The sequence below is a fragment of the Kitasatospora dryopteridis genome (assembly GCF_050749075.1).
GTDB lineage: Bacteria > Actinomycetota > Actinomycetes > Streptomycetales > Streptomycetaceae > Kitasatospora.
The window spans coordinates 2,380,370-2,395,533 of record NZ_CP192749.1 but is presented as its reverse complement, the minus strand read 5'-3'; the positions used below and the strand labels follow the sequence as shown (position 1 = coordinate 2,395,533).

The following is a 15,164-nucleotide window of genomic DNA, read 5'->3' as shown; positions in this document are numbered from 1 at the left end:
GGTGCCGAAAGGGTGGGCCCCTCCTGCCCGTCGGCGGGCAAGGAGGGCGAGCGAGGGAGCGCAGCGACGGAGCATGGGGGCACCTCCCGGCCGTCAGGCTGGGGGAGACCGTCGGTGCCGGGTCGGGAGGGCCCGGAGGCGAGCCGGCGACAACAGTGGTCCGCCACCACCCAGAGGTGGACGAGGGGCGATGATCCGCCATGATGGGATCGGTCGCGGGACCACGCGCCGCTCCGGCCACAGCCCCGCCGCCGCCGGGCGTAACACGGACGTAAAGAGCAGAGGTGAGACTGTCCCCATGGGCAAGCAGCAGGAGTTCGTGCTTCGCACGCTCGAGGAGCGTGACATCCGTTTTGTCCGGCTGTGGTTCACCGACGTCCTCGGGTTCCTCAAGTCGGTCGCAGTCGCGCCCGCCGAGCTGGAGCAGGCCTTCGAGGAAGGCATCGGCTTCGACGGCTCGGCGATCGAGGGCTTCGCCCGCGTCTACGAATCCGACATGATCGCCAAGCCGGACCCGACCACGTTCCAGATACTGCCGTGGCGCTCCGAGACCCCCGGCACCGCGCGCATGTTCTGCGACATCCTCATGCCGGACGGCTCCCCGTCCTTCGCCGACCCGCGGTACGTGCTCAAGCGCACCCTGGAGAAGGCCTCCAGCCTGGGCTTCACCTTCTACACCCACCCGGAGATCGAGTTCTTCCTGCTGAAGAACCTCCCGGGCGACGGCACCCCGCCGATCCCGGCCGACCAGTCCGGCTACTTCGACCACACCCCGCGCGGCGTCGGCCACGACTTCCGCCGCCAGGCGATCACCATGCTCGAGTCCATGGGCATCTCGGTGGAGTTCTCCCACCACGAGGGCGCCCCCGGCCAGCAGGAGATCGACCTCCGGTACGCCGACGCACTCTCCACCGCCGACAACATCATGACCTTCCGCCTGGTCATGAAGGAGGTCGCGCTGGAGCAGGGCGTGCACGCCAGCTTCATGCCCAAGCCGTTCTCCGACCACCCCGGCTCCGGCATGCACACCCACGTCTCCCTCTTCGAGGGCGACCGCAACGCCTTCCACGAGTCCGGCGCCGAGTACCAGCTGTCCAAGGTCGGCCGCTCCTTCATCGCCGGCCTGCTCAAGCACGCCGCCGAGACCGCCGCCGTCACCAACCAGTGGGTCAACTCCTACAAGCGCATCTGGGGCGGCTCGCAGCGCACCGCGGGCGCCGGCGGCGAGGCCCCCTCGTACATCTGCTGGGGCCACAACAACCGCTCCGCGCTGATCCGCGTCCCCATGTACAAGCCCGGCAAGCAGGGCTCCACCCGGGTCGAGGTCCGCTCCCTCGACACCGGCTGCAACCCCTACCTCGCCTACGCCGTCACCCTCGCCGCCGGCCTCAAGGGCATCGAGGAGGGCTACGAACTCCCGTCCGGCGCCGACGACGACGTGTGGGCCCTCTCCGACGCCGAGCGCCGCGCCCTGGGCATCCAGCCCATGCCGCAGAACCTCGGCGAGGCCATCGACCTCATGCAGCGCAGCGAACTCGTCGCCGAGACCCTCGGCGAGCACGTCTTCGACTTCTTCCTGCGCAACAAGCGCCAGGAGTGGGAGGAGTACCGCTCCGAGGTCACCCCGTTCGAGCTGCGGAAGAACCTGCAGGTGCTGTAACCCCGCACCCCGGGACATCACGACGCCCCTCGGGCCGGCGGATCGCATCCGTCGGCCCGAGGGGCGTTTTCAGGCGTCCCACGTGATGTGAAGATCAACGTGTTGGCCTGGTGGAGGTGGGTGCCCGGTGTCCGAGTTCGATCTCAGCAGCTATGAGTCCATGTGGACGACGCAGCGCGACAGCTACGCCCTGCTGGAGGTCGGCGAAGGGGCGTACTTGCCGGTGCAGACCGGTGACCGTCCGATGGTCTGGCCGATCTGCAACGAGGAGTTGGCCGAACTGGTGGTGGCGCGGATGCTCGAGGCCGGGCTGCCTGTCATCGCCGAGTCGGACTGGTGACACCGCCGATCCGGGGCGTCGCTACGATCGCCGTCGGTCGGACGGCGGAGGGGTGAAGTGACGGATCGGCGGTGGGCGTTGGGGCAGGCCGGGTACTGGCTGGTCGTGGCGGCGGGGGTCGGGGCGGCCGCGGCGGCCATGGACACCACCCCGGCGGGTGCCCTCGACCGGGACGACCTGGTGGGTCCTGCCCTGGCTCAACTCACGGGGCTGCTGTACGCCGGGCTGGCGCTGCTGCTGGCGGCCATGTGGCTGGTGGCCTGGACGCGCCTGAAGTCCGCCAGGAGCCGAGGGCGTTGGGTGTGGACGACGGCACTGGCGTCGTCCCTGGTCGTGTTCGCGATGGTGCCGGTGCTGGCGGTGGGGCCGGGCTGGTGGTGGCGGCTGCCGCTCCTGGCGGGCGTGCTGGCGGTCCCCCTCCTCGGAATGGTGAAGGCGGGACGCGACACGGGTCCGAGCGAGTGATCCCGACGCCTGACCGGTGACCCACGGCGGCCGGGCCGGCGCAGGGGCGCCGGCCCGGCCGGTCACGGCCGTCCGGGGAACGGACGGGGGATCACTTCGCGCGGCGCGGGAGGATCCGTAGTACGGCGCACCCGGCCATGGTCAGGGTGAAGGCGGCCAGCGCCAGCCACATGCTGTTGGCGCCGGTGGCGGCGAGGGTGCCGGCGGCACCGGTCACGGTCGTGGTGTGCGGGTGGTACATCGGTTCACCAGTTCCTTTCCTTTTTCCATAGGGCATCCCAGAACGCTTTGGCCTGGGCGGTCTGGAGGAAGACGTCGAAGACCATCTCGACCACCAGGAGGCCGGCGAGGGCCATCATGGCCGGGCCCCGGGTGCGGACGGTCACGACGCGTTCGACGGCGATGACCACGGTCACGGTCGTCCAGAGCACGCTGAACCTGAACTCGCCGAACAGCAGCGCCCAGGCCAGCACGCACAGGTACGAGACGAGTGCGACCAGTCCGATCACGGCGAGCGCCTGGCGGAGCCAGTACTCGCGGGTGACCGGGGTCCAGCCGTAGGTGCGGATGTTCTCGATCGCGCCGCGCTTCCAGCGCAGCCGCTGCCGGAAGAGCTCGCGCCAGGTGGGCATGACCTCGGTGAGCAGCGTGCACTCGGGCGGTGCGGAGATCGGGTGGCCGAGGTGGCGGATGGCGAGCGTCAGTTCGTTGTCCTCGGTGAGGACCTCGGTGTCGTACACGGCGGGCCCGCCGGGCAGGAGGCCGTGGCGGCGGGCCCGGAGGACCTCGTCCAGCACCTCGGCGCGGAACAGCGTGGCGGTGCCGGTCAGGACGAGCGTGCGGCCGCCCCGGCGCTTGAGGTCGCGGGCGTAGCGTGCGTACTCGTTGCGCTGGAGCGCGCCCACCAAGCCGCCGCCGGGTTTGCCGCCGAAGGTGCCGCCGACGGCGGGCACGCCCCTGTCGAGGTGGCGGCGGGCGGCCTCGACGAAGCCCGGTGCCAGGACGGAGTCGGCGTCCATGACGAGGACGGCGTCCTGCGGGTCGAGCGCGGACAGCAGCTCTTCGAGGGTCTGGTTGAGTGCGCCGGCCTTCTTGTGCCGGTTGCGCTCGGTGGTGAGCACCTCGACCGGGTGGCGGGCGGCCACGGCGACGGTGCCGTCGGTGCAGTTGTCGGCGATGACGATGATGCGGTCGGGCGGCCGGCTCTGGGCGAGCAGGGACTCGATCGCGGCGCCGATCTGGTGTTCCTCGTTGTGGGCGGGGACGAGTGCGACCACCCGGCCGTGCAGGGCGGGCGGGCCGGCCGGCGGTCCGATCGGCCGGGCCTTGTCGGCGGTGAGGGGCGGTGACATGTCAGCCAGCGAAGCAGGGGGCCCGTGCGGAACCGTCCGGCGACGCGTCGATTCGTCCTACTGGATGATCGAATTCACCCGCTATGGCCGGATTCACCTGCTCCGGGGGGGGGGCCGCCGCGCCGTCAGAGCGGCACGGACCCCACCCCGCCGGGCTGCGGCAGGGTGTCCGGGGCGGGCTGGAGGATCACCAGCCGGTCGGCCTCCATCGTGGCGGGCCGGGCTTCCGGCGGCGCCGAGTGGAAGCCGCCGTTGTCGACGGCCAGGTTGAGCACGGGGTACGAGGCGAAGTCCGGGCCGACGCCGACGGTGTCGGCGAACACGCAGACCAGGTGGTCCGGGTCGGTGCCGACGTACCAGGCGACGCTGTCCGCGCCGAACCGCGCGCCGACCCACACCCACTGTTCGGCGCCGACCTCCGGACCCTCGTAGAAGTAGAACGATCCGGGGCGCTTCACGTGGTTGGCGAACTCGAGCGTGCCGGGGGCGTCCGCGTGCCACTCGAACACGTCCATCTCGTTCGCGCCGTCCCGCCACGTCCACAGGCCGGGCCAGCTGCCGGTGTCGGCGGCGGGCATCCGGACGTGCACGAGGAGCAGTCCGCCGGTGCGGATCATCGCACCGTTGCCGCCGGAGCCGCAGGAGTCGCCGGTGGTGAGCAGGCCGGTGTTCCAGCGGCCGTGCCGGCCGGGTGCGGCGGTGATGGAGAGGTGGCCGAGGACGGTGCTCGTCGACCACGTGGTGAGGTGGTCCAGCTTGAAGTCGTTCGGGTTGTCGGTACAGGTCTCGTACGCCGCGGTCTTCCAGCCCCAGGTCCGCCCCGTGCCCACGTCGAGGCGGGAGAAGTCCTCGTCGAGGACGGCCGCCGAGCGGTGGCCGACGGGCCGGGACGCGGCCCCGGCGGGCCCCGCGGTCAGGGCCGCCAGCAGAACCGTCGACGCCAGCAGGTGCAGGAGCATCGCGCCCCTCCGATCGTCCGAGCAGAATGCCGGATTCCACCATCGGCGGTGCGCGGTCGTCCTACGCCCGTGCGGGCCCGTGCGGGCCATCGTGTCGCGCTGACCGTAGGCTCGTAAGGACTGCATGTTCGGATGCTCGAAGCGCCGTACCGGAGGGGCCATGGCAGTGGAGGAGCGGACCGGCGGCCGGACGAGCCGCCTGGAGGTCCGGCTGGTCCGGCGCGGGTTCGCGGACCCGGACGCCGCGGTCCGGCGCCTCGCCGAACCGGCGCTGCACGGGCTCGCCGAGGACCCGCTGCTGCTGGACGCGCTCGGCGCCACCGCCGACCCCGACCTGGCCCTGCTCGGACTGTCGCGGCTGCTGGACTCCCTCGACGAGCCCGAGCGGCACACCCTGCGCGACACCCTCACCACCTCCAAGCCGCTGCGCGACCGCCTGCTCGGCGTCCTCGGCGCCTCCGCCGCCCTCGGCGACCACCTGGCCCGTCACCCGGAGGACTGGCACGCCCTGGTCACCTTCGAGACGCACGACATCCACCCCGGCCAGGCCGAGTTCCGCCACGCCCTGACCGAACGCGTCTGGGCCGCCGAACCGTCCCGCCGCCCCGACGTCCTGCGCACCGCCTACCGCCGCTGCCTGCTCGCCATCGCCGCCCGCGACCTCACCGGCACCACCGACCTCCCGCAGGCCTCCGCCGAACTCGCCGACCTGGCCGGCGCCACCCTGCAGACCGCCCTGGACATCGCCTCCGCCGAGGACCCGGACGCCGCGGCCGCCTGCCGGCTCGCCGTCATCGGCATGGGCAAGTGCGGCGGCGGCGAACTCAACTACGTCTCCGACGTGGACGTGGTCTTCGTCGCCGAGGCCCAGGAGGGCGCCGACGAGCACCGTGCCCTCCAGGCCGCCACCCGGCTCGCCGCCCGGCTGATGCGGATCTGTTCCGACACCACCGGCGAGGGCGTCATCTGGCCGGTCGACGCCAACCTGCGCCCGGAGGGCCGCAACGGGCCGCTGGTGCGCACCCTGGCCAGCCACCTCGCCTACTACCAGCGCTGGGCCAAGACCTGGGAGTTCCAGGCGCTGCTCAAGGCCCGGCCGGTCGCCGGCGACACCGAACTCGGCGCCGCCTACACCGACGCCATCTCCCCGCTGGTCTGGCAGGCCGCCGCCCGCGAGAACTTCGTCGCCGACGTGCAGCAGATGCGCCGCCGCGTCGTCGACGCCATCCCCGCCACCGAACTCGACCGGCAGCTCAAGCTCGGCCCGGGCGGGCTGCGCGACGTCGAGTTCTCCGTCCAGCTGCTCCAGCTGGTGCACGGCCGCACCGACCCCGCCCTGCGCAGCGGCAACACCCTGCAGGCCCTGCAGGCGCTCAGCGCCGGCGGCTACGTCGGCCGCGCCGACGCCGCCTCCCTCGACACCGCCTACCGCTTCCTGCGCTCGCTCGAGCACCGCATCCAGCTGCACCGGCTGCGCCGCACCCACCTGATGCCCACCGGCCAGGACGACCAGCGCAGGCTCGCCCGCTCCCTCGCCGCCCTGATCAACGACGACACCCGGGCCGACCCGGTGGCCGCACTCCAGCGCGAGTGGAAACGGCACGCCGTCGAGGTCCGCCGACTGCACGAGCGGCTGTTCTACCGCCCGCTGCTGGACGCCGTCGCCGAGCTGCCCGCCGGCGCCGCCGGCCTGCGTCCCGAGGCCGCCAAGGCCCGGCTGGAGGCACTCGGTTACGCCGACCCGGCCGCCGCGCTGCGCCACCTGACCGCGCTGGCCGCCGGCGTCAGCCGCAAGGCCGCCATCCAGCGCACCCTGCTGCCGGTGCTGCTCGGCTGGTTCGCCGACTCCGCCGACCCGGACGCCGGGCTGCTCAACTTCCGGCAGGTCTCCGACGCCCTCGGCCGCACCCCCTGGTACCTGCGCCTGCTGCGCGACGAGGGCGCCGCCGCCGAACAGCTCGCCCGGGTGCTCTCCGCCGGCCTGCTCGCCCCCGACCTGCTGCTGCGCGCGCCCGAGGCGGTCGCCATGCTGGGCGACCCGCAGGGCCTGGTACCGCGCGGCCGGGCCGCCCTCGAACAGGAGATCCTGGCCGCGGTCGGCCGGGCCGGGGGCGCCCCCGCCGGCGTCGCGGCCGCCCGCTCCGTCCGCCGCCGCGAGCTGTTCCGCACCGCCGCCGCCGACGTGCTCGGCCGCTTCGGCGAGGACCCGGCGGAGGCCGTCGACGCCGCCGGCGAGGCCCTCACCGCCCTCAACGCGGCCACCCTCCAGGGCGCCCTGCGCGCCTGCATCGCCGGCTGGGAGGCCCGCAACGGCGAACTGCCGACCCGGCTCGCGGTGATCGCCATGGGCCGCTTCGGCGGCCACGAGCTCGGCTACGGCTCCGACGCCGACGTCCTGCTCGTCCACGAACCCGTCCTGGAGGCGCTCGAGGAGGACGCCGCCAAGGCCGCCCACGCGGTCTGCCACGAACTGCGGACCCTGCTCGCCGCCCCCTCCACCGAGCCGCCGCTGCTGGTCGACGCCGACCTCCGCCCGGAGGGCCGCAACGGCCCGCTGGTGCGGACCCTCGGCTCGTACGCCGCCTACTACCGGCGCTGGTCGCACGTGTGGGAGAGCCAGGCGCTGCTGCGCGCCGAACCGGTCGCCGGCGACCCGGACCTGGGGGAGCGCTTCCGGGCGCTGATCGACCCGCTGCGCTACCCGGGCGGCGGCGTGCCCGAGCGGGACCTCACCGAGATCCGCCGGATCAAGGCCAGGATCGAGTCCGAACGGCTGCCGCGCGGCGCCGACCCCACCACCCACACCAAGATCGGCCGCGGCGGCCTGGCCGACGTCGAATGGGTGGTGCAGCTCTACCAGCTCCAGCACGGCCACGAGCTGCCCGGGCTGCGCACCACCCGCACCCGCAAGGCCCTCGCGGAGGCCGCCCGGGCCGGGCTGCTGTCGCACGAGGACGCGCTGGTGCTGGACGCCGCCTGGGTGCTGGCCTCGCGGGTGCGCAGCGCCGTGATGCTGGTGCGCGGCCGGCCCGGCGACAGCTTCCCCGGCGACGCCCGCGAGCTGTCCGGCGTGGCCCGCTACCTGGGGTACGGGGTCGGCCACAGCGGGGAGCTGGTGGACGACTACCGGCGGACGACCCGCCGGGCGCGGGCGGTGGTGGAGCGGCTGTTCTACGGGCCGTGACGGGCCCGGCGGCGGGCCGCCGCGGTCAGCGGCGGCCGGCGGTGACCGGCGTCGTCCAGTCCACCGGGACGGTGACCGGGCGCTCGCTCGGCCCGCCCGGCACCCTGGGCAGCTGGTACACCCAGACGTGGTACAGCAGCCGGGCGGCCAGGAAGCCGACCGCGAGGCAGGCGATGCCGCCGACGGCGTCCATCCAGAAGTGGTTGGCGGTGGAGATGATCACGACCAGGGTCGCCACCGGATAGACCAGGCCGAGCACCCGCACCCATGTCCGCCGGGCCAGGAAGAAGATCGTCAGACCGCACCAGAGCGACCAGCCGATGTGCATGGACGGCATCGCCGCGTACTGGTTGGAGACGTGCGCCGCCGGGCCGGAGGCCATCGAGCCCCAGGTGTTGTGGAGGGCGACGGTGTCGATGAAGCCGCCGCCCGTCATCAGCCGGGGCGGGGCCAGCGGGAAGCAGTAGAAGCCCACCAGGGCGATGCCGGTGGTCACGAAGAGGACGGTTCGGGTGGCCGCGTAGCGGCCGGGATGTCTGCGGTACAGCCAGACCAGCACGCCGATCGTGACGACGAAGTGCAGGGTCGCGTAGTAGTAGTTCATACCGACGATCAGCCACTCGGCCCGGTCGACCGTGTGGTTGACCGCCTTCTCTATGCCGACGCCGAGGGTGCGCTCGAAGCGCCAGATCCAGTCCGCGTGCTTCTGCGCGACGGTCGCCTGCTCGGGGACGGCGTTGCGCACGAGCGAGTAGAGCCAGTAGCTGATGCCGATCAGCGCCAGCTCGAACCAGAGCCGGGGCCGGGCCGGGGTGCGCCGCTGGGCGTTGACGCGGCCGCGGAGCGCGGCGGAGCGCGTACGGGCGGCGCTGGTGGCTCCGTCCGGCAGCGGGCTCCTGTCGGTGGCCTCGCCCGGGACGGAACCGCTGGACACCGCGCCGGCGCGGTCGGCGTCGGCTGTCTGGATATCGGTCGGTTCCCCCATGGACGAGAAGTCTGCCAGACGTCCCGTGGCCGTCCGCTCATCCTCTGGTCGGGGATTCTTCACCGGCTGTCCCCCTACGGATGGAGGGGGAGTGAGCCTGGGGGGACGCATGCAATCCATTGTTGCCTGCGCTCAACGCCGGGGTCGACCCCGGGGGTGCACCGGGAGCCCCCTCGCGAACCGAAGGGCGCCGGGCCGGGAGCGCCCGGAGGCGAGTGAGGAAGAGAGGCCCGTCGGGCTCTGTCAGGGTTCCGGACCGGTTTCTCCGGACCCGACGGGCAACCGTCTCCCCGCGCGGGGCACGCCGCTTCTGCGGCTCCGCGCGTCGTGCCCGGCTTCCGGCGGTCATGCCCGGGCACGCCTATGACTCTGCGGCCTCGGCAACGGTTCGGTCAAGAGGTCGGTTGCAACATTTTCAGCATCTTGCTGAAACATCTTGCAGCGCGCTACCGTCCACGCCACCTCAACTCAATGACGAACGAGCCGCCCCAAGGGAGCCCGCTGTGGCCGATGTGCAGCCCCGCCGTTCTCGGAGCACCACCCCGTACCGCAGACCCCGCCGAGCAGCTGTCCTGCTGGCCGCGTCCCTGATCTCCGCCACCCTGGGTTCCGCGCCGCTCGCCGCGGCCGCCGCCCCTCCCGCCCCGCCGTCGGACGCCGCGCTCGCCGCCACCGCGGCCCGGCACGACCTGACGAAGGAGCAGTTCTACTTCGTCCTTCCCGACCGCTTCGCCAACGGAAACACCGCCAACGACAACGGCGGCATCACCGGCGGTCGCCTCGACAACGGCTTCGACCCCGCCGACAAGGGCTTCTACCACGGTGGCGACCTCCAGGGCCTGATCGACAAGCTCGACTACATCGAGGACCTCGGCACCACCGCCATCTGGATGGCGCCGATCTTCAAGAACAAGCCCGTGCAGGGCACCGGCGCGGACGCCTCCGCCGGCTACCACGGCTACTGGATCACCGACTTCACCCAGGTCGACCCGCACTTCGGCACCAACGACCAGCTCAAGGAGCTGATCCGCAAGGCGCACGACAAGGGCATCAAGGTCTTCTTCGACGTCATCACCAACCACACCGCCGACGTCGTCGACTTCGCCGAGCACAGCTACGACTACCGCTCCGCCGGCGCCTACCCGACCCTGGACGCGGACGGCAATCCGGTCGACGAGACCGCCGTCGCCGACGCCGGCACCGCCTGGCCGAAGATCACCAAGGACTCGTTCCCGTACAGCCCGGTGCTGCGCTCGCCGGCCGACGCGAACGCGAAGACCCCGTCCTGGCTGAACGACCCGTCGCTGTACCACAACCGCGGCAACTCGACCTTCGTCGGCGAGTCCTCCACCGAGGGCGACTTCTCCGGGCTGGACGACCTGGACACCCAGAACCCCAAGGTCGTCGAGGGCTTCAAGAAGATCTACCAGACCTGGGTCGCCGAGGCCGGCGTGGACGGCTTCCGGATCGACACCGTCAAGCACGTCAACATGGCGTTCTGGCAGAACTGGGCGCCCGCGCTCAAGCAGTTCGCCGCGCAGCGCGGCAACAAGGACTTCTTCATGTTCGGCGAGGTGTACTCCGCCGACCCGTCCGTCACCGCCCCGTACGTCACCAAGGGCAAGCTGCAGGCCACCCTGGACTTCGCCTTCCAGGACGCGGCCCGCCGGTTCGTCTCGCAGAACGGCTCCGCCAAGTCCCTCGCCGAGCTGTACGCGCAGGACTACCGCTACACCACCGGTGCCACCGACGCCTACGAGCTGCCGACCTTCCTCGGCAACCACGACATGGGCCGCTTCGGCAGCTTCCTGCAGAGCGACAACCAGGGCGCGAGCCAGGAGCTGCTGCTCAAGAAGGACCTGCTCGCCAACGAGCTGCAGTTCCTCACCCGCGGACAGCCGGTCGTCTACTACGGCGACGAGCAGGGCTTCACCGGCGCGGGCGGCGACAAGGACGCCCGGCAGGACATGTTCGCGTCCAAGACGGCCTCCTACAACGCGGACAACGTCATCGGCGGCAGCAAGGGCTCCGCCGACCGCTACGGCAAGCACGGCGCGCTGTACGAGGGCATCTCCGACCTCGCCTCGCTGCGCGAGGCCCACCCGGCGCTCGCCGACGGCGCCCAGGTCGAGCGGTACGCCGCCGACGGCCCCGGCGTGTACGCCTTCTCCCGGATCGACGCCAAGCAGCAGGTCGAGTACCTGGTCGCGGTGAACAACGCGGCCGAGCCGAAGACCGTCGCCCTGGACACCTACTCCGCCGGCATGGACTTCCGGCCGGTCTACCCGGCCGCCGGCGCCAAGACCACCACCGGTGCCGACCGCAAGCTCACCGTGACCGTGCCGCCGATGTCCTCGGTGGTGTACAAGGCGTCCGGCAAGCTGGCCAAGCCCGCCGCCGGCCCGCAGATCACCCTGCAGGCGCCCGCGGACGGCTCCTCCGGCACGGTCACCGTCGGCGCCCAGGTGCCCGGCACCGGCTTCAACCGGGTGACCTTCGCCGCGCAGGTCGGCAACGGCCCCTGGCAGGTCCTCGGCACCGCCGACAACGGCTCCTTCAAGGTCACCCAGGACGTCGCCTCCGCCGCCCCCGGCACCGTCGTCCGCTACAAGGCCGTCGTCCAGGACTCGGCCGGCCGGCTCGCCTCCGCCACCGGCTCCTTCACCACCGGCGCCCCGGTGCCGCAGCAGGCCCCGAGCGCCACCTCCCGCCCGTACGCCGTCGTCCACTACCAGCGCAAGAACGGCGACTACGACGGCTGGAACCTCTACGCCTGGGGCGACCTCGCCGACGGCGAGTCCACCACCTGGCCGGACGGGCACGGCTTCGTCGGCCGGGACGCCTACGGCGCGTTCGCCTACGTGAAGCTGAAGTCCGGCGCCTCCGACGTCGGCTTCGTGGTGGAGAACAACGGCACCAAGGACGTCGACGCCGACCGCCACATCGACCTCGGCACCACCGGCGAGGTGTGGATCAAGGAGGGCGACCCGACCGTCCGCACCGCCAACCCGGACCCGGCGGTGCCGGTGAAGGAGAACACCGCGGTCATCCACTACCACCGCGCGGACGGCAAGTACGACGGCTGGGGCCTGCACGACTGGACGGGCGCCGCCACCCCCACCGACTGGGGCAACCCGCTGATGCCGGCCCGCAAGGACGCCTTCGGCGCGGTCTTCGAGGTGCCGCTCGCCGAGGGGGCGACCAGCCTCAGCTACATCGTCCACAACGGCAACGACAAGGACCTCCCGCAGGACCAGTCGCTGAACTTCGCCTCCAGCGGCCGCGAGGTCTGGATCATCGGCGGCCAGGAGGGCTACCTGCTGCCGCAGGCCTCCGGCGCCTCCTCCCAGCTCGACCTCTCCTCCTCGCGCGCCCAGTGGATCGACGCGAAGACCGTCGTGGTGCCCGCCAACTACGGCGCCGGCGACGCCGCGCTCAAGGGCGGCACCAGCGCCCAGCTGATCTACGACCCGGCCGGCGGCATCGCCGTCGACAAGGGCGTGCTCACCAAGCCCGGCCGCTGGATCCGGCTCACCCCCGGCGCCCTCACCGACGCCCAGAAGGCCGCCTACCCGCACCTGGCCGGCTACCGCGCCTTCACCGTCGACGGCCGCGACGCGGGCCGGATCACCGACGCCCTGCGCAGCCAGCTGATCTTCAGCGAGCACCTGCCGAACGGCGCCGCCCTGGCCGCCACCGGCGTCCAGATACCCGGCGCCCTCGACGACCTGTACGCCGCGAAGGCCGCCAAGGCCCAGCTCGGCCCGGTCTACGGCGGCCGCAAGGAGGAAGGCTGGTTCGGCGACGACAACCGGAAGATCACCCTGTCGCTCTGGGCACCGACCGCCACCGAGGTCTCCGTCGACCTGTACGACAAGGCCACCGGCGGCAGCCCGAAGAACGTGCCGCTCAAGCGGGACGAGGCCACCGGCGTCTGGTCGCTCACCCGCGACCACGAGGACCTGGACGGCAAGTACTACACCTACAAGGTCAAGGTCTGGGCGCCCAGCGTCCAGCAGGTGGTGACCAACACCGTCACCGACCCGTACTCGGTCGCGCTCTCCACCGACTCCAGGCGGAGCCTGGTCGCCGACCTCGGCTCGCAGCAGACCAAGCCCAAGGGCTGGGACCAGCACCGCAGCCCGGCGGGCATCCCGGCCGCCAAGCAGCAGATCCAGGAGCTGCACGTCCGCGACTTCTCCAGCGCCGACACCACCGTGCCGGCCGCCGAGCGCGGCACCTACCTGGCGTTCACCCGGTCCAAGTCGGCCGGCATGCAGCACCTGCGCGACCTCGCCAAGGCCGGTGTCACCACCGTCCACCTGCTGCCGACCTTCGACATCGCCACCATCCGCGAGAACCGGGCCGACCAGAAGCTGCCCGCCTGCGACCTCGCCTCGCTCGCCGCCGACGGCGAGCAGCAGCAGGAGTGCGTCGCCGCCGTCCAGGCCGAGGACGCCTACAACTGGGGCTACGACCCGCTGCACTACACCGTGCCCGAGGGCTCGTACGCCACCGACCCCAACGGCACCGCCCGCACCGTGCAGTTCCGCGAGATGGTGCAGGCGATGCACGACGCCGGCCTGCGGGTCGTCCTCGACGTGGTCTACAACCACACCGCGGCCGCCGGACAGGCCGAGCACTCCGTGCTCGACAAGATCGTCCCCGGCTACTACCAGCGGCTCAGCGACGCCGGCAAGGTCACCACGGACAGCTGCTGCGCGGACACCGCGCCCGAGCACGCCATGATGAACAAGCTGGTCGTCGACTCCGTGGTCACCTGGGCGCGGCAGTACCGCGTCGACGGCTTCCGCTTCGACCTGATGGGCCTCGACCCGAAGTCCACCATGCTCGACGTGCAGTCGGCGCTGCGCGGCCTCACCAAGCAGAAGGACGGCGTCGACGGATCGAGCGTCTTCCTGTACGGCGAGGGCTGGAACTTCGGCGTGGTCGCCAACGACGCCCGGTTCGTCCAGGCCACCCAGACCAACATGGCCGGCACCGGCATCGCCACCTTCAACGACCGCATCCGCGACGCCGCCCGCGGCGGCAACTACATGCTCTCCTCGGCGCCCCAGCAGGGCTTCGCCTCCGGCCTGTTCACCGACCCCAACGGCTCGGCGGACAACGGCACCGCGGCCGAGCAGAAGGCCCGCCTGCTGCACCAGATGGACCAGGTGAAGGTCGGCCTCACCGGCAACCTGGCCGGCTACTCCTTCACCGACACCGCCGGAAAGTCCGTCACAGGCAAGGCCGTCGACTACAACGGCGCCCCCACCGGGTACGCCGCCCAGCCCGGCGAGGCCGTCGAGTACCTGGACGCCCACGACAACGCCGACCTGTTCGACGCGCTCGCCTACAAGCTGCCCGTCGGCACCTCCCCGGCCGACCGGGCCCGGATGCAGGCGCTCGGCCTGTCGCTCACCGCGCTCAGCCAGGGCCCCGGCTTCATCCAGGCCGGCAGCGACCTGATGCGCTCCAAGTCGCTGGACGCCAACTCCTACGACTCCGGCGACTGGTTCAACTCCATCCACTGGGACTGCACCCAGGGCAACGGTTGGGGCCGCGGCCTGCCGATGGCGGCCGACAACCGCTCGATGTGGCCGACCGCCAAGTCGCTGCTCGCCGACCCGAAGCTGGCCGTCGGCTGCAACGAGATCAACGCGTCGGCCTCGATGTACCAGCAGTTCCTGCGGATCCGGCAGTCCTCGCCGCTGTTCTCGCTGAGCACCGCCGCAGAGGTGCAGAAGCGGCTGTCCTTCCCGCTCTCCGGCACCGCCGGGGAGGCGCCCGGTGTGATCACCATGCACCTGGACGGCACCGGCCTGCGCGGCGCCGAGAAGGGCATCACCGTGGTCTTCAACGCCACGCCCACCACCCAGCAGCAGACCCTGGCCGCCCTCAAGGGCACCGGCCAGGCACTGCACCGGGTGCAGGCCGCCGGCGCCGACGCGGTGGTCAAGAAGTCCGCCTTCGACCCGGCCACCGGTACCTTCACGGTGCCCGCCCGGACCGTGGCGGTGTTCGTCCAGAACTGACGGAACGTCCGTAGGCAGAAGGGGCTCCGCGGCCATGCGGGGCCCCTTCCGCATTGGCCGAAAACCGCCCTACGGAGGCGGGATGGCGCACCGGTGCCGGCGCCGGACGACGGGTTCGCACACCCACCGGCCCGGTCACCGGGCCGGTCGGGGCCAATGAGACCGGCTGTCAGCCGGCCGC

The 15,164-nt window shown here is 72.1% G+C and carries 9 protein-coding genes; 5 read left to right on the top strand and 4 right to left on the bottom strand.

Features of this window, described 5'->3' with window-relative positions; translation table 11 throughout:
* Positions 1-298 precede the first annotated feature (298 nt).
* The 3 genes from glnA (at position 299) to ACQ614_RS10855 (ending at position 2,465) form a co-directional block, all read left to right on the top strand.
* The gene (glnA, locus tag ACQ614_RS10865; protein ID WP_431678266.1) at positions 299-1,660 is read left to right on the top strand and encodes a type I glutamate--ammonia ligase; all 1,362 of its coding nucleotides are present in this window, start codon (positions 299-301) and stop codon (positions 1,658-1,660) included.
* 127 nt (positions 1,661-1,787) lie between these two features.
* The gene (locus ACQ614_RS10860; RefSeq protein ID WP_431678264.1) at positions 1,788-2,000 is read left to right on the top strand and encodes a hypothetical protein; all 213 of its coding nucleotides are present in this window, start codon (positions 1,788-1,790) and stop codon (positions 1,998-2,000) included.
* A gap of 57 nt (positions 2,001-2,057) precedes the next feature.
* Positions 2,058-2,465 (top strand): hypothetical protein, encoded by a 408-nt coding sequence (locus ACQ614_RS10855; protein WP_431678263.1) that lies wholly within the window; start codon positions 2,058-2,060, stop codon positions 2,463-2,465.
* Positions 2,466-2,556: 91 nt separating this feature from the next.
* Here ACQ614_RS10855 and ACQ614_RS10850 read toward each other — a convergent pair whose 3' ends face one another.
* From ACQ614_RS10850 to ACQ614_RS10840, 3 genes are all read right to left on the bottom strand, one after another.
* Positions 2,557-2,706: a hypothetical protein gene (locus ACQ614_RS10850; protein ID WP_431678262.1), complete on the bottom strand. Its 150-nt coding sequence runs from the start codon at positions 2,704-2,706 to the stop codon at positions 2,557-2,559.
* Between the two features lie 4 nt (positions 2,707-2,710).
* Complete coding sequence (locus ACQ614_RS10845) at positions 2,711-3,817, bottom strand: glycosyltransferase (protein ID WP_431678261.1); 1,107 nt, start codon at positions 3,815-3,817, stop codon at positions 2,711-2,713.
* A gap of 125 nt (positions 3,818-3,942) precedes the next feature.
* Positions 3,943-4,776, bottom strand: a complete 834-nt coding sequence (locus ACQ614_RS10840; protein ID WP_431678260.1) for a beta-glucanase — start codon at positions 4,774-4,776, stop codon at positions 3,943-3,945.
* Positions 4,777-4,936: 160 nt separating this feature from the next.
* Between ACQ614_RS10840 and ACQ614_RS10835 the strand changes: the two genes are divergently transcribed.
* Positions 4,937-7,960 carry a bifunctional [glutamine synthetase] adenylyltransferase/[glutamine synthetase]-adenylyl-L-tyrosine phosphorylase gene (locus ACQ614_RS10835; protein ID WP_431678259.1) on the top strand — a complete coding sequence of 1,008 codons (3,024 nt, stop codon included), beginning with the start codon at positions 4,937-4,939 and terminating at the stop codon, positions 7,958-7,960.
* A gap of 25 nt (positions 7,961-7,985) precedes the next feature.
* On the opposite strand, the gene ACQ614_RS10830 is transcribed toward ACQ614_RS10835, so the two are convergent.
* Positions 7,986-8,945: a phosphatase PAP2 family protein gene (locus tag ACQ614_RS10830; protein WP_431678258.1), complete on the bottom strand. Its 960-nt coding sequence runs from the start codon at positions 8,943-8,945 to the stop codon at positions 7,986-7,988.
* A gap of 503 nt (positions 8,946-9,448) precedes the next feature.
* Here ACQ614_RS10830 and pulA point away from each other — a divergent pair.
* On the top strand, positions 9,449-14,983 hold the full coding sequence (pulA, locus tag ACQ614_RS10825) for a pullulanase-type alpha-1,6-glucosidase (RefSeq protein ID WP_431678257.1): 5,535 nt from the start codon (positions 9,449-9,451) through the stop codon (positions 14,981-14,983).
* Positions 14,984-15,164: the final 181 nt, after the last annotated feature.

Excerpts from the sequence above, each read along its gene's own strand:
- glnA (WP_431678266.1), top strand. The coding sequence starts at position 299 with ATGGGCAAGCAGCAGGAGTTCGTGCTTCGCACGCTCGAGGAGCGTGAC.
- ACQ614_RS10850 (WP_431678262.1), bottom strand. The coding sequence starts at position 2,706 with ATGTACCACCCGCACACCACGACCGTGACCGGTGCCGCCGGCACCCTC.
- ACQ614_RS10845 (WP_431678261.1), bottom strand. The coding sequence starts at position 3,817 with ATGTCACCGCCCCTCACCGCCGACAAGGCCCGGCCGATCGGACCGCCG.
- ACQ614_RS10840 (WP_431678260.1), bottom strand. The coding sequence starts at position 4,776 with ATGCTCCTGCACCTGCTGGCGTCGACGGTTCTGCTGGCGGCCCTGACC.
- ACQ614_RS10835 (WP_431678259.1), top strand. The coding sequence starts at position 4,937 with ATGGCAGTGGAGGAGCGGACCGGCGGCCGGACGAGCCGCCTGGAGGTC.
- ACQ614_RS10830 (WP_431678258.1), bottom strand. The coding sequence starts at position 8,945 with ATGGGGGAACCGACCGATATCCAGACAGCCGACGCCGACCGCGCCGGC.